The sequence below is a fragment of the Agarivorans sp. 1_MG-2023 genome (genome assembly GCF_030548385.1).
Taxonomy (GTDB): Bacteria; Pseudomonadota; Gammaproteobacteria; order Enterobacterales; family Celerinatantimonadaceae; genus Agarivorans.
In genome coordinates this window covers 124,163-144,508 of sequence record NZ_JAUOSJ010000008.1, presented here as the reverse complement: position 1 = coordinate 144,508, position 20,346 = coordinate 124,163, and the positions used below count along the sequence as shown (strand labels likewise).

Sequence of the window (20,346 nt, the reverse complement as noted above, 5' to 3'; positions counted from 1 at the left end):
AACGAGTGAATACAGTGAGTAGATTGCAGCTAGATAAACGTTACGCAGTTGTTGGCCTTGGCGCCAGCGGCCTTAGTAGCGTGCGCTTTTTACTCAAGCATGCCGTATCACCGTTGGTATGTGATACCCGCAAACAACCGCCTGGTCTTGCTCAGCTTCCTGAACACTTAGAGGTAGTATGCGGTGAGTTACCACTGGCTAAGCTACTTGATTGCGATGTTGTTATTGTTAGCCCTGGAATTGCTTTGGCTACGCCTGAACTACAGACCTTAGCCAAGGCGGGAATTGAGCTGATTGGCGATGTAGAGCTGTTTTGCCACTATGCCGCGGCACCGATTGTGGCGATAACCGGATCTAACGGCAAAAGCACGGTAACCAGTTTAGTGGGCGATATGGCTAAGCAGGCTGGGATGAAGGTTGCTGTTGGTGGCAATATTGGAGTGCCAGCTCTGGACTTGTTAGCCGATGAAGTTGAGCTGTATGTGCTGGAGTTATCTAGCTTCCAATTGGAAACCACCTCTAGCTTAACTGCGAAAGCGGCGACTTTGTTAAATGTTAGCGAAGACCATATGGATCGCTACCAAGGTTTGGCGGAGTACATCGCGGCAAAACAAAAAATTTACAAGGGTGCCGAATGGGCGGTTGTTAATTTGGATGACGCGCAATCTACGCCGATTACCGGCTCTCATCCAACGCTTAGTTTTTCGGTGAACCAAATAGCAGATTATTGCTTAAGTGTTGATAAGCTGCAGCTAATGCGCGGTGACGAGATTTTAGTTCATACCAATGAACTGCCTTTGGTAGGCACCCATAACTACGCTAATATTTTGGCTGCTTTAGCATTGGCAGAGGCGGTAGGCGCAGAGTTAGGCGCTTGTATAGAGGCTGCTAAGCAGTTCACAGGTTTGGCGCATCGCTGCCAGTTAGTGTCACGTAAAAACGATATTGCGTGGATTAACGATTCAAAAGCTACCAATGTAGGTGCTACCTTGGCTGCGCTTCAGGGGTTGAGCACTGGGAAGGCTAATTTATGGTTGATTGCTGGTGGCGATAGTAAAGGTGGTGAGTTAGCTGAGTTAGCGCCCGCTTTTGCAAAGTTAGCTGGAATAGTGGCCTTTGGTAAAGACAAGCACCGTTTCCGAGAACTCGAACATAGTATTCAATTAAAAAATGATCTCAACGAAGCCTTTACTTGGTGTGCCGAGCAAGCTAAAGCCGGAGATATAGTGTTGTTATCACCAGCCTGCGCCAGTTTAGATATGTATAAGAACTTTGAAATGCGCGGTCAGCACTTCTGCGAACTGGTGGAGGCATTATGAATATAGTGGCAAAACCTCAAGCTTGGTTTAGCAGCCTTTGGCTGAGATTGAACCCAGAGACTAAAGACGCTCAAGAGCCGCTGTTATTTGACCGCCAGTTACTTTGGTTGGCTTTGTGCCTAATGGTGACTGGCTTGGTCATGGTGGCTTCATCGTCAATACCAGAAGGTATTGCACTAAATGACGACCCATTTCGTTTTGCTAAACGCCATGGTATTTATTTGGTCCTTTGTTTGGCTGCGGTTGCGGTGGTTGTGCAAATTCCTATTGCCTGGTGGCAGTCGCATAATGCTAAGTTGTTGTTGCTTGCTGGAGTAGCCTTAGTTTTAGTATTGATTATTGGCCGTAACATTAACGGCAGTAGCCGCTGGATTGGCTTAGGGCCAATTAATATTCAGCCGGCAGAGTTTGCTAAGTTGGCGTTGTTTACCTATTTGGCTGGCTATTTAGTGCGTCGCCATGAGCAAGTGCGCGAAAACTTAAAAGGTTTCTTAAAGCCACTTGTGGTGTTTTTCTTCTTAGCGGTACTGCTGCTGGCTCAGCCTGATCTTGGTAGTGTGATTGTGATGTTTGTTACCACCGTTGGTATGTTGTTTTTAGCGGGTGCAAAACTGATTCAATTCTTCGGTTTGATGTTCACCGGCATTGTTGCGGTAGTGACCTTGGTGATTGCGGAACCTTACCGAATGCGCCGTGTATCTTCGTTTTTAGACCCATGGCAAGACCCCTTTGGAAGTGGTTATCAATTAACCCAATCGTTGATGGCTTTTGGCCGTGGTGACTGGCTGGGTGAGGGTTTAGGTAACTCTATTCAAAAGTTAGAATATTTGCCCGAGGCACATACGGATTTTGTTATTGCGGTATTAGCCGAAGAGCTAGGTTTTATTGGCGTATGCGCCGTGTTGTTATTGCAAATATTGCTGGTATCACGCGCCATGATCATTGGTAAACGCGCTTTACTGGCGGAACAAGCGTTCGCAGGCTATTTGGCCTGCGGTATCGGTATTTGGTTTAGCTTCCAAACCATGGTGAATGTTGGGGCGGCATCTGGGTTAGTGCCCACTAAAGGTCTTACCTTGCCACTGATTAGCTATGGTGGCTCTAGTTTATTGGCGATGTCTATTGCGGTAGCTATTTTATTAAGAATCGACCACGAACTTCGTTTGGCAAAATGCCAGGCCTATACGAGGGATGCTCATGGTTGATACTACTCAGAAAAAGTTATTGGTTATGGCTGGCGGCACTGGCGGGCATGTGTTCCCTGGGCTAGCGGTGGCTGATTACCTAAAAGAGCAAGGCTGGGAAATTTCTTGGTTAGGTACTGCTGAGCGAATGGAAGCTCAACTGGTGCCTAAGCATGGTTATCCGATCGATTTTATTAGCATCAAAGGTGTGCGTGGTAACGGCTTACTTCGCAAACTTGCTGCACCATTTAAGTTACTTAATGCTGTTAGGCAAGCGCGAGCAGTGATTAAGCGCTTTCAGCCCGACGTAGTGTTGGGAATGGGCGGTTTTGCTAGTGGCCCTGGTGGCATTGCTGCATGGCTAATGGGCAAACCTTTGGTATTGCATGAGCAAAATGCGGCAGCAGGTTTAACCAATAAAATGTTGGCGAAAATTGCCAAAAAATCATTAATGGCTTTTCCTGGTGCGCTGCCAAATGCAGATGTTGTGGGTAATCCGGTTCGCCACTCGGTAATAACTTTGCCAGAAAAAGAACTGGCCGACCGAACTGATTATAATCTTTTGGTTATTGGTGGCAGTTTAGGTGCTCAAGTGTTTAACGAAAAGCTTGCGGCGGGTATTAAACACAGTGGTCTAGACCTAAATATTTGGCACCAAGCTGGTAAAGATAAGCAGGCAAGTGCGGTTGATGCCTATCAGTGCCAAGGACTTGATGAAAATTTGAGTGATGCACCTAAAATAGTTGAATTTATTGATGATATGGCTGCAGCTTACCAGTGGGCTGATGTGATACTCTGTCGCGCTGGCGCGCTAACGGTGTCAGAGGTGGCCGCAGCGGGTATTCCTGCACTATTTGTACCTCTGCCTTATGCCGTTGATGATCATCAAACCAAGAATGCACAATTTTTGGTAAAAGCTAATGCCGCACGTTTATTAAAACAAAGCGATTTTTTGCCGCAAAATATTGCGGCGTTATTACATGAATTTGCTGACCCAGCATTGCGCTTAGCTTGCGCACGTAATGCTCGACAGCAGGCCTCTGTGAATGCCACTGAAAAAGTAGCCGCAGTGTGCCAAGCGTTAACAAAGAGTAGTTAGATGAGTAAAGTTGAATTAGCCAAGTTACGAACCATGATTCCAGAGATGCGAAAAGTGAAGCGCATTCACTTCGTAGGGATTGGTGGCGCCGGTATGGGCGGTATTGCAGAAGTATTGGCTAATGAAGGCTACCAAATCTCTGGCTCTGACCAAGCTGCTAGCGCGATGACTGAGCGCTTGCAATCGGTTGGAGCTGAAGTTTTTTTCAACCACGACGAAAGCAATATTCAGGGCGCTAACGTAGTGGTGGTTTCTACCGCTATTCGTGAAGATAACCCCGAAGTACAGGCAGCTCGAGCGGCGCGTATTCCTGTAGTGCGTCGCGCCGAAATGTTGGCTGAACTGATGCGTTACCGTCATGGTGTTGCCGTGGCCGGTACTCATGGTAAAACCACAACCACCAGTTTAATCGCCAGTATTTATGGTCAAGCAGAACGTGACCCTACCTTTGTTATTGGCGGTTTGTTAAACAGTGCGGGTACTAATGCGCGCTTAGGTAAAAGTCGTTACCTAATTGCAGAAGCTGACGAAAGTGACGCTTCTTTTCTGCATCTTCAGCCCATGGTCGCGGTAGTGACAAATGTTGAACCTGACCATATGGAAACCTATGGTGGAGACGAAGCGCAGTTGCACGCTACGTTTATCGATTTTTTGCACAACCTACCATTTTACGGTGTAGCGGTAATGTGTATCGATGACGAAGGCGTACAAACTTTGTTGCCGCAAATCGGTCGTCAAATTATCACTTACGGTTTTTCAGATAACGCTGATGTTCGGATTGAGAATTTTGCTCAGCAGGGAGACCGTTGTTCGTTCACGGTAAACCGCGTTGGTCACGAGCAGTTAAGCATAGCCTTGAACATGCCAGGCGAACATAACGCTTTAAATGCTGCAGCAGCGATTGCAGTAGCTACCGAAGATGGCATCGAAGATAGCGCGATTGTTGAAGCGTTAAATAGCTTTGCCGGTATTGGCCGTCGTTTCCAGCAATACGGCGAGTTTGCTACAGGAAATGGCTCCGCGTTGTTAGTCGATGATTATGGCCACCACCCAACCGAAGTGTTGGCCACAGTAAAAGCGGCACGTGCGGCTTGGCCAGAGCGCCGCTTGGTGATGGCATTTCAGCCTCATCGTTACAGCCGAACGCGTGATCTTTACGAAGATTTTGTTGATGTATTGGCCCAAGTAGACAGCTTATTGTTACTTGAAGTTTACTCGGCGGGTGAAGATGTAATTGCTGGTGCCGATAGTCGAGCCTTGTGTAGAAGCTTACGCCAACGTGGTTTAGAGCCGATTTACGTTAAACAACCTAGCGAGTTAAACGCCTTGCTCGCCGATGTGATTGAAGATGGTGACGTGGTGTTAACCCAAGGTGCGGGAAATATTGGTGTATTAGCGCGCGAGTTGGGTGAGTTAAAACTGAGTATCGATAAATTAAAAGGCAGTAACAGTTAATGGCCAGTTTACGTATGAATCGTGTAGCGGTGTTATTTGGCGGAGACTCTGCCGAACGAGAAGTATCGCTAAAATCTGGCAATGCGGTGTTGGCTGGTTTGTTAAGAGCTGGGATTCAAGCTGAAGGTATAGACACTAAAGGGTTTGATCTAAATATTCTAAAGCAGCGCAAGTACAGCCATGTGTTTATTGCCTTACATGGTCGCGGTGGCGAAGACGGTACGTTGCAAGGAGCTTTGGAGTACTTAGGTTTGCCTTACACAGGCAGCCGAGTATTGGGAGCAGCCCTAGCGATGGATAAAATTCGCTGTAAGCAAATTTGGCAAAATATTGGTTTGCCTACCGCCGATTACGCGATTGTAGATAAACAAGATTATCAAGCGACAGATGCAGCCGGCATTTTAGAGCGTTTATCTGGTGTAGTTATGGTTAAGCCAGCGCTAGAAGGCTCAAGCATTGGCATGGCCAAAGCGGAAACGGTAGAGCAGCTAGAAGAGGCGATTACCAATGCATTTGAGTTTGATTCGCGGGTTTTGGTTGAACAATGGATCACGGGCGCGGAATACACGGTATCGATTGTGGGAGATAAGGTATTGCCTTCTATAAGAATGCAAACGCCTCACACATTTTATGACTACAACGCTAAGTACCAAAGTAACTCTACTGAGTATTTCTGCCCAAGTGGCTTAGACGAGCAAGCAGAACAAGAGCTGGCAAATATTGCCATGCAAGCCTTTAAGTCGGTAGATTGCGAAGGTTGGGGACGAGTAGACTTTATGGCTGACCAACAAGGTAATTGGTACTTGTTAGAGGTGAACACTTCTCCAGGTATGACAGAGAAAAGTTTAGTGCCTATGGCGGCAAAGCAAACAGGCATTAATTTTGACCAGTTAGTGGTTAGTATTTTGGATTTGGCGCATTAATGATGACGCTAAGCGACCAGCAAAAGCAGCAAACCGCCTATTGGGCTGGTGTTGTATTTTTTGTTCTGGTACTGCTGAGTTTAGCTTATGGGGTGTACTCAGTTTATAACAGCGTAAGCGATAAGCAGTTAAGCCCAATGAACCGTTTACTGGTATCAGGAAAACGCGATTATGTATTGGACAACGAATTACAAGAAAGCTTAGCGGCGTTACCTGAAGCGGGTAATTTTTTCAGTTTAAATGTGTCTGAGGTGAAGCAGCAACTAGAGCTATTGCCTTGGGTAAAGCAAGTTACAGTGCGTAAGCAATGGCCAGATAAGTTATCAATTGCCTTACGAGAGCAGCAAGTGGTGGCTCGTTGGAACAATGCAGCTTTGCTCAATAAGCAAGGACAAATATTTGAAGCACCACAACAACGTGTGGTGAATAAACTAGCCACTTTAAGCGGGCCTGATGAACAAGCTGGAGCGGTATTAACCACTTTTGAGCAATTGCAGCGAGTATTGCAGCGCCACCAATTGATTATTGTTGGCTTGGCGTTAAACGAACGACACGCTTGGCAAGTAGAGTTGGCTGGCGGCATGGTGCTCAAGCTAGGAAAAGAAGACAAACTTAATCGCATCGAGCGTTTTGTTGCGGTTTACCCACAGCTTAAACAAGACGCTGTGGAATACATAGATTTACGCTATGACACTGGTTTTGCAGTGGGATGGAAGAAACAGGAAGGTTTGGCAGCAAATGACCAAAGTAACGGATAGAAAACTAATAGTTGGCTTAGACATTGGTAGTGCAAAAATCACCGCATTAATTGGTGAGGTATTGCCTAGTAATGAAATGAGCATTATTGGTGTGGGCAGTCATCCGGCTAAAGGCATGGACAAAGGCGGAGTGAATGACCTCGACTCTGTGGTCAAAACTGTGCAACGCGCTTTGCAAGAAGCTGAACTCATGGCCGACTGCAAAATAAGCTCTGTTTACTTAGGCGTTTCCGGTCGCCATATTCGCTGTTTGAATGAAAAAGGCATGGTGCCCATTAGCGATGAAGAAGTGACGCAGGATGATGTGGACAATGCTATTCACACTGCAAAGTCAGTAAAATTGCCCGACGAGCATCGCATCCTGCATGTACTGCCTCAAGAGTTTGCCATCGACTTTCAAGAGGGTATTAAAAACCCGATTGGTTTATCCGGTGTGCGTATGGAAGCGAAGGTACACTTGATTGCTTGCCATAACGACATGGTAAAAAATATTGTTAAGTGTGTAGAGCGCTGCGACCTTAAAGTAGATCAACTTATTTTCTCTGCGTTGGCGTCGAGCTATGCGGTACTCACCGACGATGAAAAAGAGCTTGGAGTGTGTGTGGTCGATATTGGCTCGGGCACCATGGATATTGCAGTTTACACTGGCGGTGCACTGCGCCATACCTCGGTAGTCCCGTTCGCGGGTAACTCGGTGACACGAGATATAGCAACGGTATTCGGTACGCCATTAAATGACGCTGAAGCGGTTAAGGTTCGTTATGGCTGTGCGCTAGGTAGCATGGTAAGTCGTGACGATACCATTGAAGTGCCAAGTGTAGGCGGACGACCATCTCGTAGCTTGCAACGCCAAACCTTAGCCGAGGTTATTGAACCTCGCTACAGCGAGTTGTTTGGCATGATTAAATCTAAGTTAGACGAACTAACCGAAGATATGCAGGCGCAGGGAACCAAGTTACAACTAGGTGCAGGGGTTGTGCTAACCGGCGGCGCCTCGCAAATAGAGGGCGTAGTTGAATGCGCCGAGAAAATTTTACAATGCCAAGTGCGGGTTGGTTCTGCCAATAACGTAGCAGGCCTAACAGAATACGTACAAGCACCCACTTACTCAACTGCAGTAGGTTTGTTGCATTACGGAATGGAAAACCAAAGTGAAAAACCAATTGAAGTAAAGAACATTAGTAGTGTTGGCAATATCGCGAAGCGATTGCACAGTTGGTTTAAAGGTGAATTTTAGTTTTTGCTAGTTGGCAGAAACCAAGCGGAGAGAGAACTATGTTTGAGATTATGGATAGCCATACCGATGAAGCGGTAATTAAAGTTGTAGGCGTAGGTGGCGGCGGCGGTAACGCTGTTGAGCATATGGTTGCACAGTCTATTGAAGGGGTGGAGTTCATCACTATCAATACAGACGCGCAAGCACTGCGTAATTCTGGTGCTGACAATACTCTACAAATTGGTGGGGCCATCACCAAGGGATTAGGGGCTGGCGCTAACCCAGAGGTGGGGCGTGAAGCTGCGATGGAAGATCGCGATGCGCTAATGAGCCAATTACAAGGTGCTGATATGGTATTTATTGCTGCTGGTATGGGCGGTGGTACAGGTACTGGTGCTGCACCCGTTGTTGCTGAAGTTGCCAAAGAACTCGGTATTCTTACGGTAGCGGTTGTAACTAAACCTTTTGGCTTTGAAGGCAAGAAGCGTACGAGTTATGCTCAGCAAGGTATTGAACAACTCAGTAAAAATGTGGATTCGTTAATCACTATTCCTAACGATAAGCTGTTAAAAGTTCTTGGTCGTGGTGTTTCATTGTTAGATGCCTTTAAAGCCGCGAACAACGTATTACTCGGCGCAGTACAAGGTATTGCTGAGCTAATCACACGCCCTGGTTTAATTAACGTGGATTTCGCTGATGTTCGCACGGTAATGCGCGAAATGGGCACTGCTATGATGGGTACTGGTATTGCTGCTGGTGAAGATCGTGCAGAAGAAGCTGCCGAATTAGCTATTTCAAGCCCATTGCTTGAAGACGTCGATTTAGCCGGCGCGCGCGGAATATTGGTAAATATTACCGCTGGCTTTGATATGAGCATCGAAGAATTCGAAACCGTGGGTAATGCTGTGAAAGGTTTTGCTTCAGAGAACGCTACAGTAGTAGTAGGTGCAGTTATTGACCCTGAAATGAGCGATGAGTTGCGTGTTACTGTAGTCGCAACAGGTATTGGCGCAGAACGTCGCCCAGATATCTCGATTGTTAAGCCGCAGCAAGCAGTAAATGCTGAGCCTGTAGCCCGCACTATGCCTGTTGATACCGCTCCTATGGTTGAAGAACCAGCAGCTGTAGTAAATGCAGAACCACGCAGTGCCGGTGGTGATGGTGATTATTTAGACATCCCAGCATTTTTGCGTCGCCAAGCAGATTAATCTGTTGGCGATTGCTGAAGTTTTAGACAAAAGTTTGTGATGTATATCAAACTTGTGTTAAGATGTCCGACCATCTAGTTTATTGGTCGTAAAGCAGAGGAATTTTTATGCTTAAACAACGGACTCTTGAAAAGTCAGTACAAGCGACAGGCATCGGTTTGCATTCCGGGCACAAGGTCACCATGGTCTTACGTCCAGCACCTGCGAATACCGGTATTCTGTTTAACCGTACCGATCTCGATCCGGTTGTAACGATCCCTGCAAAAGCAGAGTTAGTGCGCGATACCATGTTATGTACTTGTCTTATTGACGATGCAGGCAACCGTATATCTACGGTAGAGCACTTAATGGCCGCAATTGCAGCGTTAGGCTTGGATAATGTAATTATTGATGTTGATGCTCCTGAACTTCCAGTGATGGATGGCAGCTCAAGCCCGTTTGTATTCTTATTACAATCAGCGGGTATTGAAGAGCAAGCTTCAGCTAAAAAGTTTATTCGAATTAAACAAGCTATTCGTGTAGAGCATGAAGATAAGTGGGCCGAATTACTGCCAAGTAATGAAGGCTTTAAAATTGATTTCTCAATTGATTTTGACCACCCAGCAATGGAAGGGCGTAATCAAGCGATTTCAATGAACTTCTCTGCAGATAGTTTTGTTAAAGATATTAGCCGTGCGAGAACCTTTGGTTTTATGCGTGACATTGAGTACTTGCAGTCTAAAAACTTAGCCTTAGGCGGAAGTTTAGAGAACGCAGTAGTGTTAGATGAATATCGAATTCTTAACGAAGATGGCCTTCGTTATGATGACGAATTTGTTAAGCACAAGCTTCTTGATGCTGTGGGCGATTTGTATATGGCAGGACTACCTATCCTTGGTCATTTACGTGCTCATAAATCAGGTCACGCGCTAAACAACAATTTAGTTCGCGCAATGCTAGAGCAACAACATGCTTGGGAAATTGTCACTTTCGAAGACAAAGCCGAAGCACCAGCTGCATATCAACAACCGGTATACAGCTTCTAAAGTCCAATTTGGTCGGCGCTGGCTAACTCTCTCCGCTCAGCGCCGCTAATTTTTCCAGCTTTTCCCTCAGTTCATCGGGTACGTGTTTTGCTAATTCTGTGATATGTTTGGCTGCTTGGGCGCTTAGCTGGCGTTTTCCAGTGCTTTTTACCTCAGCTTCTGGTTTAATACTTTTCAATTCGGGATTTATTTTTAGTTCCAAACTGACAACCCCTGGTATGGCTTTGCGCAGCTCGCTGAGTAAATCAAAACGAAACTGTTTTAAACGCGTTAGCCAGGCCGAACTGGGTGCTTCGATAATAGCGACTCCTTGACGCATATTAACGATACGGCATTGCTGTAGTTTGTAGCGCGCCAAAATTTCGCTGCCAAGTTGCTGTAGCTGCACACGTTGTTGTAAAGGCTGCTCGATTTGCGTGAACTGTTTCTGGTGAAATATACGTTCTATCGAAATCGGCTGATGCTGACGTTTGGACATTAAAGTTAACATTTATATATGAAATTAAGTTTAGTATACGCCCATAAAGGTGAGACCAGAACCGTTCGTTTTAATCCCTTGCGATTAGCGTGGTTCGCATTCTTGTTAGTCGCTTTGCTCTGTAGTATTAGCTTATGGGGCGTGCAGCAATATCAAAACCTCGCCAAACAGCAAACACTATTACTGGGGCAACTAGACCGCTTGCAGGCAGAACCGAAGCTCGAGCAATACGAGCAACAGTTGCGGCATCGTTATAGCCAGTTGGCAGCAAAAGTTGGCCAAATGCAGGTGGAAATGACGCGGCTAAATGCCTTAGGTGCTCGGCTCATTGAAGACACAGAGTTCGCTGCAGAGTTTGATTTTACCAATACGCCGCCTATGGGCGGCCCAATGTTGGATATAGATAGTACAGTCCATCGCAGTGATACTCTCATTTTTGACCTTGGCCAGCTAGAAGCTCAAGTGGGTGCAAAGAAAAAATCACTGAATCTGCTTGAATCTTGGCAACAAAGTCACCATCTAGTTAATAGTAGTTATATATCTGGTTGGCCTGCAAAGGGACCGGGTATTTGGATTTCTTCGCCATTTGGTACTCGAGTAGATCCTTTTACTAAGCGTAAGGCTCGCCATAAAGGTGTAGATATCGCGGGTAAAGAAGGAACCAAAATACGCTCGGTAGGTTCTGGAGTCGTTGTTTGGGCGGGAAGCCGCTTTGGTTATGGTAACCTAGTTGAAATTGAGCATGGTAACGGAATGGTAACACGTTACGCGCATGCTAAAGCTGTATTAGTAAAAGAGGGTGATGTTGTAAGTAAAGGGGATGAGATTGCGTTGATGGGCAGTACCGGCCGTTCAACTGGGTCTCACGTGCACTTTGAAGTGCTGAAAAACGGTCGTCCGCTAAATCCCAGTAAGTTTATTTACCGCAAAGCCAGTGCCTAGAAAATTGGATTTCGTCTTAGCAAAAGTAGTGTTTCATGATTAGTAAATTAGTAACAAAAATCGTTGGTACTCGAAATGATCGTACCATCAAAAAGATGCGTAAAGTCGCTATCACTATTAGCGCTTTAGAGCCCGAGTACGAGAAACTGTCTGCTGAAGAAATACAAGCTAAGGCGGGCGAATTTAGAGAGCGCTTAGAAAAGGGCGAGACTCTAGAGGCCATTTTGCCAGAAGCATTCGCGGTTGTGCGTGAAGCATCTAAGCGTGTATTTGAAATGCGCCATTTTGATGTGCAGTTAATTGGCGGCATGGTACTTAACGACAACAAAATTGCCGAAATGCGTACCGGTGAAGGTAAAACCTTAACCGCAACCTTACCGGCTTATTTAAACGGCGTAACGGGCAAAGGTGTGCACGTTATTACGGTGAACGATTATCTTGCTCAGCGTGATGCTGATTGGAATCGCCCGTTGTTTGAATACTTGGGCCTAAGTGTTGCTGTGAACGTTTCTGGTATGGACCATGAAGCGAAAAAAGCGGCGTACGCAGCTGATATTACCTACGGAACTAACAACGAATTTGGTTTTGACTACTTGCGTGACAACATGGCTTTTGCGCCAGAGCAACGCGTTCAGCGTCCACTAAATTACGCAGTTATCGATGAAGTGGATTCAATCTTAATCGATGAAGCACGTACACCATTAATTATTTCTGGTCCGGCTGAAGATAGCTCAGAATCATATAAAAAGATTAATGACATCATTCCATTATTGGTTCGCCAAGCAGAGGAAGATACTGAAGAGCTTATTGGCGACGGTCACTATACGCTTGACGAGAAGAACAAGCAGGTTCACCTAACCGAAAATGGTCAGATATTTGTAGAAGAAACACTGCAAGAACGTGGCATGTTGGAGCAAGGCGATTCTTTATATAACGCCGCTAATATTAGTATGCTTCACCACGTTAATGCTGGTTTGCGTGCTCACACTTTGTTTGAGCGTAACGTTGACTACATCGTTAGCGATACTAACGAAATCGTGATTGTAGATGAGCACACTGGTCGTACAATGCCTGGTCGCCGCTGGTCTGAAGGTTTACACCAAGCTGTAGAAGCTAAAGAAGGCGTAGCTATTCAGAACGAAAACCAAACGCTGGCGTCAATTACCTTCCAAAACTACTTCCGTTTATACGAGAAGTTGTCTGGTATGACGGGTACTGCTGATACCGAAGCATTTGAATTTCAATCAATTTATGGCTTAGACACTGTTGTAGTGCCCACCAACAAACCAATGGTTCGTGATGACCAAGGGGATTTGGTTTATCTGACAGCAGAAGAAAAATACCAAGCGATTATTGACGATATTCGCGAATGTGTGAAAGCCGAGCGACCGGTTCTTGTGGGTACGGTTTCTATTGAAAACTCAGAGCTGCTTTCTAGTATTCTTAAGAAAGAAAAAGTTAAGCACAATGTACTAAACGCTAAATTTCATGAGAAAGAAGCAGACATTGTCGCTGAAGCAGGTACTGCAGGTGCTGTGACTATTGCTACCAACATGGCCGGACGTGGTACCGATATCGTGTTGGGTGGTAACTTACAGGTTGAGATCAGCGCTTTAGGTGAAGACGCGACCGAACAGAAAATCGCTGAAGTGAAACAACAATGGCAATTACGCCATGATGCTGTGCTAGCCGCTGGCGGGTTACATATTATTGGTACTGAGCGACATGAATCTCGTCGTATTGATAACCAGCTACGAGGTCGTTCTGGGCGTCAAGGTGACCCAGGTTCTACGCGCTTCTATTTATCAATGGAAGACAGCTTAATGCGTATTTTTGCATCAGATCGAGTAACCGGTATGATGAAAAAACTAGGCATGGAGCAAGGTGAAGCGATTGAGCACCCTTGGGTGACTCGTGCTATTGAGAATGCTCAGCGTAAAGTAGAAGGGCGTAACTTTGATGTACGTAAATCTCTGCTTGAGTTTGATGACGTGGCCAATGATCAGCGTAAGGTCGTTTACGAACAGCGTAATGACTTGATGGACAGTGATAGCATCACCGAAACCATTGAAGCCATTCGTGAGGATGTGTATTCAAGTGTCATTGATGAATATATCCCCCAGCAATCGCTTGAAGAAATGTGGCAAGTTAGCGAACTTGAGCAGCGCTTAAAAAGCGATTTTGGCTTAGATTTATCGATTCAAAAATGGCTTGATGAAGACGATAAATTACATGAAGAAAAACTTCGTGAAAAAATCTTAGAAGCCGCTATAGCTGATTATCAGATTAAAATTGACACTGTAGGTGCTGATCCTATTAAGCAATTTGAAAAATCTGTAATGTTGCAAACGCTTGATCAGTTATGGAAAGAGCATTTAGCTGCAATGGATCATCTTCGCCAAGGTATTCACTTACGTGGTTATGCTCAGAAGAATCCCAAGCAAGAGTATAAGCGTGAGTCTTACGAGTTATTCATGCAAATGCTTGAAGCGCTGAAGTTGGATGTAGTAAGTATCTTGAGTCGTGTTCAAGTTCAAGCTCCTGAAGAAGTTGAAGCGATGGAAGCCAAACGTCGTGAAGCTGAAGAGCGAGCAATGAAATTGCGCCAGCAACAATCGCAGGGCCAAACTGAGGAATCAGCTGAGCCCGGCCATACGGTCGTTCGCGATGGACAAAAAGTGGGTCGTAATGACCCTTGCCCATGTGGCTCCGGTAAGAAATACAAACAATGTCACGGTAAGCTTTCTTAAGGTTACAAAGTCTATTGAAAAGAGAGCTCAGGCTCTCTTTTTTTATGAGTAAGGAAAGATAATGAAAATTGTAAATGTAGCTGTGGGCGTGATTGTTGATGGTGAGAGAATCTTACTTAGTTTACGTAACCAAGCACAGCATCAAGGTGGAAAGTGGGAGTTTCCAGGTGGCAAAATTGAAGATGGAGAGCTTGTTGTAGATGCGTTGTCTAGAGAGTTGGAGGAAGAACTGTTAATCGTTGTAGATAAAGATAGCTGTAAGCCTCTTATTCGCGTTGAGCACGACTATGGCGATAAAAAGGTATGTTTACATGTTTATACGCTAACTCGCTACTCAGGTGAGCCACAAGGCGCTGAACAACAAGAAATTCGCTGGGTAAACAGAAATGAACTGGTTGACTTAAATTTTCCAGAAGCCAATGAGGTGATTCTAGAAGAAATTCTTAAATCTGGCTTTAGTGCGGATTAAAATTCCCAGCTATCGGGTTTATCTTCGTCTTCTTGTAGGTCCTGTCCGGCGATAAACTTCTCTTCATTGGCCCATTCGCCTAAATCAATAAGCTTACAGCGTTCACTGCAAAAAGGTCTGTATTCACTGCTGGCTTGCCAAATCACGGTGGTATCACAGGTAGGGCATTTTACTTGCGGAGCATTAGGTTTTTTCATTAAGCAATCTTACAACAATAAAGGCGGCAGGGAATATCGGCTACTTCAGCATTCACCGCACTAACAAATTTTATCGCAAAGCGGTGTTTATGTCCGCTAACGGTTGGATAACATTGAAACTTGGTATCTACCTCAATACGCAACAGGCCACATTCGGCTGCAACCCCTTGATAAAAGCCCTTATGGGCGATTACATCAGCATCACTGTGCTGTTCTCTGAGTAGATTTAATAAGTGTTTGATGGCTTCAGCCACTAATTGAAATGGGCTTAACCATTGCTGGACTTGAGAGTTTATTAACGCTTGTGGCTGATTTAACCATAAATGCAAATAGGGCAAGTCGAAGCTACTGTTTCCGCCTGGCAAACAAAGTCGCTGTCGAATACTCGCAAGTAGCCGATCATTTTTAAGGTGGTCAGATACACGAGTATGCTTAGCTATGGCGGCGATAAAGGTTTTAACTTGTAACAAGAGCTCTTCAATTTTACTGGTATCAACATTTGGCATTGATGCCCATTGGTCGAGCTTTTCAGCCTGTTTAGCTAAATCTTTAAGTAAGTCGGCGCGCCATTCACAGCGTTCTAATACTTCAGCCACTTCAAACAGCACTCGAAAGAACTGCTGCTGTTGCAGTGGATGTTGCAGTGCTTTGGACAGCATTAGTTGCTCAAACAATTGCTCTAAGCGTAAGTAGTTTCTTACTTTTTCGTTTAAAGGGTGTTCAAAAATCAATGCGGCCATGAGAACTCAGTTTTACAGCTTTGGGTGGCTTATCTGCGCTAGTGTAACCATTGGAGGATTAACTGTCATGGCTTTTACTGAGATCAAGGTAAAACTGGTGTAATGCTTTAACTTTTAGCTGTAAGGTTGGAAGATCGGCATTGTTTTCAATGATGTCATCGGCAGCGGCGAGTTTTGCTTCCCGTTTCATCTGGGCATCGATAATTTGTTGCGCTTGGGTTGAACTTACATTATCTCTAGCGATGGTGCGTTCTATCTGGGTATTGGTTGGAGCATCTACAACGAGCACTCGGTCTACTAGCTTGTTGAGTTTATTTTCCAAAAGCAGCGGAGCAACTAAGACTTTGTAGGCGCCTTGAGCTTGATTTAGCTGGGTGAGCATTGTTTCGCGAATGAGTGGATGCATCAGTTGATTTAGCCAGTTCTTTTTCTCTTCATCAGCAAAAATTTCTTGGCGTAATTTAGCGCGATTAAGCTCCCCATTTTCAAGCAAAATAGTTTGCCCAAAATACTCTGCGATTTGGGCTAGAGCAGGCTGGCCTATATTCACCACTTCTCTAGCAACAATATCTGCGTCTACAACCGTTATTCCAAGCTCTTCAAAACAATGGGAAACTTGGCTCTTACCGCTGGCAATACCACCCGTTAAACCAATAATCATTAGGCGATTCCAAGGTAAGAAAAGTACCAAGCATGAATAGTGTCACCAAACAATAAATAGCAAAGCGCCCCTAAAGCGAGATAGGGACCAAATGGAATAGGTTTGCTTTGTTGGTGTTTGCGAAACACAATTAGCCCAATACCGATGGCCGCCCCTGCAAACGAAGATAACAGAATGGTTAGAGGCAGGGCTTGCCAGCCAAACCAAGCGCCTATCATCGCTAGCAGTTTGAAATCACCGTAACCCATACCTTCTTTACCGGTGAGTAATTTAAATACCCAAAATAAGCTCCACAAAAAGCCATAACCGATAGCCGCACCAAGCACAGCATCATTCAAACTAACAAAGCCCGTATCCAAGTTGAAGAGCAAACCTAACCATAAGGTTGGTAGAGTGATTTGATCGGGCAAATACATGGTATCTAAATCGATCATGGTGAGGCAGAGCAAAATGATGCAAAACAGGCTAGCAAAAACAAACGGTAAACTAAGACCAAATTGCCACCAACACGCCAGAGTTAATAAGCCTGAAGCTAACTCTACTAAGGGGTAACGAGCACTGATTGGAGCCTTACAATTCGCGCACTTTCCTCGAAGGATTAGCCAACTAATAACTGGGATGTTTTGCCAAGCAGTGATTAGGCTGTTACAGCTTGGGCAGGCTGAACGGGGAATCATTAAGTTGTAAGTGTCGGCTTCTGATTTGGGGTTATCTTTTAGTTCATCAGCCAAAAAAGAGCGACATTCTATTTTCCACTCTCGCTGTAACATTATAGGTAAGCGGTGAATCACCACGTTCAAAAAAGAGCCAATACACAGAGCTATTAATAAGCAGAAACCCAGCGCAGTGGCTGGGTAGAGTAGAATAAAATTTTGCATGCTTAGCTTACAACTGAGCCTAGTTTAAAGATTGGTAAATACATGGCTACTACCATACCACCAACTAACACACCTAGCACAGCCATAATCAGTGGTTCAATAAGGCTTGTTAAGCCATCTACTGCGTCATCCACCTGTTGCTCATAAATATTAGCCACTTTATCAAGCATGCTATCTAATGAGCCCGACTCCTCACCAATCATCACCATTTGTGTAACCATATCCGGAAAAATTTCTACGGTACGCATAGCAATATTCATTTGCATACCGCCAGTGACCTCGATACGTATGGCATCGATAGCGTTTCTATAGACCACATTACCAGAGGCTCCTGCAGCCGACTTTAAAGCATCAATAAGGGGAATGCCTGCGGCGAAAGTAGTCGATAGTGTTCTTGCAAAACGTGCCATCGCTGCTTTATGCAAGATAGGATTTATTACTGGAATTTTAAGAATGAATCTGTCAGTGGCATCTTTAACCGCTTGGGATCGCCTAAAAGCTTGCACGTATGCATAACTAGCCACAAAAATTCCACCGAAAATAAGTGGCCAATAATCTTGTAGAAAGCGAGAAATACCAATTACAAACTGGGTGAAAGCGGGGAGTTCAGCATCAAAGCTCGCAAAAATTTCTTCAAATTGCGGAATAACAAATAGTAAAAGAATCGTGGTTACAATAATTGCAACAATAATCACCGACACAGGGTAGAACATCGCTTTTTTAATTTTTGATTTTAGTGCTTCGGCTTTTTCTTTGTATATTGCAACACGGTCATAAATGGTTTCTAAAGCACCGCTTTGCTCGCCAGCTTCAATTAAATCGCAATAAAGACTATCGAAATAAAGAGGGTGTTTTCTTAGCGTATCTGATAGTGCCGTACCTGACTCCACTTCAGCAGCAACCTCAGAGATGAGCTCACGCATTGCTGGTTTTTCTACACTTTTCGAAATTATGTTAAAGCTTTGGACTAATGGCACGCCAGCTTGCAACATGGTGGCTATTTGCCGAGACATTACAGCAATATCCATGGCATTGATTCTGTTACCCAACTTAGAAAGAAAATTCTCCGTTTTCTTTTTGGTTTTGGTAACCGTTATACCCTGTCGGCGTAGCTCCGCTTTTACTTGACTGATCGTCTCAGCTTGATATTCACCACTAACCTTACCACCTTTGCGGTTTACTCCGCTCCAGGTATAAGCGTTAATTTTTTTTACAGCGATTTTTCGTTTAGTGGTCGTTGCGGTAGCCATAACATCCTTGCTAATTTTTGTTACTTAATTTGTATAAAGCCAGTTGTCTAAATATATCAGGTGATTACATTACGTAGTGGGTGGAGTTACACATTTGTGACTCGTTCGACTTCGGAGAGGCTTGTAACACCTAAGCGGGCTTTTTCTAGGGCCGACATACGCAATGAATACATACCTTCTTCTGCGGCTTGCTCTGCTATTTGGATAGAATTACCTTCTAACATTATTAGCTTGGCGATTGCAGAACTCATTGGCATCACTTCGTAAATACCCACTCGCCCTTTATACCCCCCCGTGCATTGGTCACAGCCGACCGGATCAAATAATTTAATACCAGAATCAATTTGCGTTTGAGTAAAGCCCATTTTTGGTAGCAAAATGGCTTCTACCATTTTTGGTTTTTTACAATGTTCACATAATTTACGGGCTAGGCGCTGAGCAATAATTAAACTCACTGAAGAGGCAATGTTAAATGCAGGCACGCCCATATTTAGTAAACGAGTTAATGTTTCTGCCGCTGAATTTGTATGCAAAGTTGATAACACCAAGTGACCAGTTTGGGCTGCCTTGATCGAAATCTCTGCTGTTTCTAAATCTCGAATTTCACCGACCATTACAATGTCGGGATCTTGGCGTAAAAAGGCGCGCAAAGCGCTGGCGAAGGTCATCCCAGCCTTGTTATTAATAAGAACTTGGTTAACGCCAGGTAAGTTAATCTCTACCGGATCTTCTGCCGTTGATATGTTGGTTTCTGTGGTATTTAGAATATTTAAACCTGTATATAAAGATACCGTTTTACCGGAGCCCGTTGGGCCTGTGACCAGTATCATCCCTTGCGGACGAGCAAGAGCATCTAAATATAGTTTCTTCTGTTTGTCATCATAGCCGAGAATATCGATATTAAGATTGGCGGCAGATGAGTCCAAAATACGAATTACAATCTTTTCCCCCCACATAGTGGGAAGTGAGTTAACCCGCATATCAATGGCTTTGTTACGGCCAGTTTTTAGCTTAATTCGCCCGTCTTGCGGCAAGCGACGCTCTGCGATGTCCATACGCGCCATCACTTTAAGGCGAGCAGAAAATCGATTAGCAAGGTTAATAGGGGGGCTAGCAATTTCATGCAATATGCCGTCAATACGAAAACGAATTCGGTATTTATGCTCATAAGGTTCAAAATGTAAATCTGAAGCGCCTCGACGGATAGAGTCCATCAATATCTTGTTGATATAAACAACAATCGGTGCATCATCTTCTTTATTATCTTGCTTTTCATCAAGCCGAGAGTTTTCATCGCTTACCTCTAGGCCACTGATATCGTCATCAGAGATGTCGCCGATATCTAAGTTAGAGGTATCATCTACAAGGGATTGAATTGCTTTATGTAGTTTAGTTTCCTCAACCAAAAGCGCTTCAACATGTAGTCCAAAACTAAAACCAAAATCTTCAAGGGCAGCTACATTGCTTGGGTCAGCCATTGCAACATAAAGCGTTTGGTTTTGGCTATAAACCGGTAGTACGTGGTGTTTGAATATTAACTTTTCGTTTAAGAAGCTTTGCGGGATTTCGGTAAGCTCAATCGCGTCTAAGTCTAGCAACGGAATGCCAAATTGTGCTTCACAAAAATCTGCAAGGTCTCGACTAGAAATCAATTCGTTTTCAATGAGTACCGACGTAAACGCCGTTTGCTCTTGAATACTGCGCTTATAGAGCTCAATTAGCTGAGTTTCTTTTTCTGGAAAAGAAACGGCCAAGCTTGAAGCTAGGCCGTTTAAGTTGTTATTAGACATTGTA

Annotated in this window: 19 protein-coding genes; 12 read left to right on the top strand and 7 right to left on the bottom strand. The window is 44.6% G+C overall.

Annotated elements, in window-relative coordinates:
• The first annotated feature begins 14 nt into the window (after positions 1-14).
• From murD to lpxC, 9 genes are all read left to right on the top strand, one after another.
• On the top strand, positions 15-1,319 hold the full coding sequence (gene murD / locus Q4592_RS13395) for a UDP-N-acetylmuramoyl-L-alanine--D-glutamate ligase (RefSeq protein ID WP_303513896.1): 1,305 nt from the start codon (positions 15-17) through the stop codon (positions 1,317-1,319).
• On the top strand, positions 1,316-2,524 hold the full coding sequence (ftsW, locus tag Q4592_RS13390) for a cell division protein FtsW (RefSeq protein WP_137673679.1): 1,209 nt from the start codon (positions 1,316-1,318) through the stop codon (positions 2,522-2,524). Before murD ends, ftsW begins: the two co-directional genes overlap by 4 nt.
• Positions 2,517-3,602, top strand: a complete 1,086-nt coding sequence (murG, locus tag Q4592_RS13385; protein ID WP_303513894.1) for an undecaprenyldiphospho-muramoylpentapeptide beta-N-acetylglucosaminyltransferase — start codon at positions 2,517-2,519, stop codon at positions 3,600-3,602. Before ftsW ends, murG begins: the two co-directional genes overlap by 8 nt.
• A complete protein-coding gene (gene murC, locus Q4592_RS13380; RefSeq protein ID WP_303513893.1) occupies positions 3,603-5,057 on the top strand; it encodes a UDP-N-acetylmuramate--L-alanine ligase in 1,455 nt (484 codons plus the stop codon).
• Positions 5,057-5,980, top strand: a complete 924-nt coding sequence (locus Q4592_RS13375) for a D-alanine--D-alanine ligase (protein ID WP_303513892.1) — start codon at positions 5,057-5,059, stop codon at positions 5,978-5,980. The genes murC and Q4592_RS13375 overlap by 1 nt, the downstream gene beginning before the upstream one ends.
• A complete protein-coding gene (locus Q4592_RS13370) occupies positions 5,980-6,738 on the top strand; it encodes a cell division protein FtsQ/DivIB (protein WP_303513891.1) in 759 nt (252 codons plus the stop codon). The genes Q4592_RS13375 and Q4592_RS13370 overlap by 1 nt, the downstream gene beginning before the upstream one ends.
• The gene (ftsA, locus tag Q4592_RS13365; RefSeq protein WP_137673684.1) at positions 6,719-7,975 is read left to right on the top strand and encodes a cell division protein FtsA; all 1,257 of its coding nucleotides are present in this window, start codon (positions 6,719-6,721) and stop codon (positions 7,973-7,975) included. Before Q4592_RS13370 ends, ftsA begins: the two co-directional genes overlap by 20 nt.
• 38 nt (positions 7,976-8,013) lie before the next feature.
• Entirely contained in the window at positions 8,014-9,162 is a 1,149-nt protein-coding gene (gene ftsZ / locus Q4592_RS13360) for a cell division protein FtsZ (protein WP_137673685.1), read from the top strand.
• A 107-nt stretch (positions 9,163-9,269) separates the two neighbouring features.
• Entirely contained in the window at positions 9,270-10,187 is a 918-nt protein-coding gene (gene lpxC / locus Q4592_RS13355; protein ID WP_137673686.1) for a UDP-3-O-acyl-N-acetylglucosamine deacetylase, read from the top strand.
• 22 nt (positions 10,188-10,209) lie between these two features.
• Here lpxC and Q4592_RS13350 read toward each other — a convergent pair whose 3' ends face one another.
• Entirely contained in the window at positions 10,210-10,665 is a 456-nt protein-coding gene (locus Q4592_RS13350; protein ID WP_137673687.1) for a DUF721 domain-containing protein, read from the bottom strand.
• Positions 10,666-10,683: 18 nt separating this feature from the next.
• Here Q4592_RS13350 and Q4592_RS13345 point away from each other — a divergent pair, with 18 nt between their 5' ends.
• The 3 genes from Q4592_RS13345 (at position 10,684) to mutT (ending at position 14,826) form a co-directional block, all read left to right on the top strand.
• Positions 10,684-11,607, top strand: coding sequence for a M23 family metallopeptidase (locus tag Q4592_RS13345; protein WP_303513887.1), 924 nt, complete (start codon positions 10,684-10,686; stop codon positions 11,605-11,607).
• Positions 11,608-11,642: 35 nt separating this feature from the next.
• A complete protein-coding gene (gene secA, locus Q4592_RS13340) occupies positions 11,643-14,357 on the top strand; it encodes a preprotein translocase subunit SecA (protein ID WP_303513885.1) in 2,715 nt (904 codons plus the stop codon).
• A gap of 61 nt (positions 14,358-14,418) precedes the next feature.
• Complete coding sequence (gene mutT / locus Q4592_RS13335) at positions 14,419-14,826, top strand: 8-oxo-dGTP diphosphatase MutT (protein WP_303513883.1); 408 nt, start codon at positions 14,419-14,421, stop codon at positions 14,824-14,826.
• On the opposite strand, the gene yacG is transcribed toward mutT, so the two are convergent.
• From yacG to pilB, 6 genes are all read right to left on the bottom strand, one after another.
• The gene (gene yacG / locus Q4592_RS13330; protein WP_137673691.1) at positions 14,823-15,023 is read right to left on the bottom strand and encodes a DNA gyrase inhibitor YacG; all 201 of its coding nucleotides are present in this window, start codon (positions 15,021-15,023) and stop codon (positions 14,823-14,825) included. The genes mutT and yacG overlap by 4 nt on opposite strands.
• Positions 15,023-15,763, bottom strand: a complete 741-nt coding sequence (zapD, locus tag Q4592_RS13325; RefSeq protein ID WP_303513879.1) for a cell division protein ZapD — start codon at positions 15,761-15,763, stop codon at positions 15,023-15,025. Before zapD ends, yacG begins: the two co-directional genes overlap by 1 nt.
• 58 nt (positions 15,764-15,821) lie before the next feature.
• Entirely contained in the window at positions 15,822-16,424 is a 603-nt protein-coding gene (gene coaE / locus Q4592_RS13320) for a dephospho-CoA kinase (RefSeq protein WP_303513877.1), read from the bottom strand.
• Complete coding sequence (locus tag Q4592_RS13315) at positions 16,424-17,302, bottom strand: A24 family peptidase (RefSeq protein WP_303513874.1); 879 nt, start codon at positions 17,300-17,302, stop codon at positions 16,424-16,426. Before Q4592_RS13315 ends, coaE begins: the two co-directional genes overlap by 1 nt.
• A gap of 2 nt (positions 17,303-17,304) precedes the next feature.
• Positions 17,305-18,552: a type II secretion system F family protein gene (locus Q4592_RS13310; RefSeq protein ID WP_303513872.1), complete on the bottom strand. Its 1,248-nt coding sequence runs from the start codon at positions 18,550-18,552 to the stop codon at positions 17,305-17,307.
• 86 nt (positions 18,553-18,638) lie between these two features.
• Positions 18,639-20,342 (bottom strand): type IV-A pilus assembly ATPase PilB, encoded by a 1,704-nt coding sequence (gene pilB, locus Q4592_RS13305; protein WP_303513870.1) that lies wholly within the window; start codon positions 20,340-20,342, stop codon positions 18,639-18,641.
• Positions 20,343-20,346: the final 4 nt, after the last annotated feature.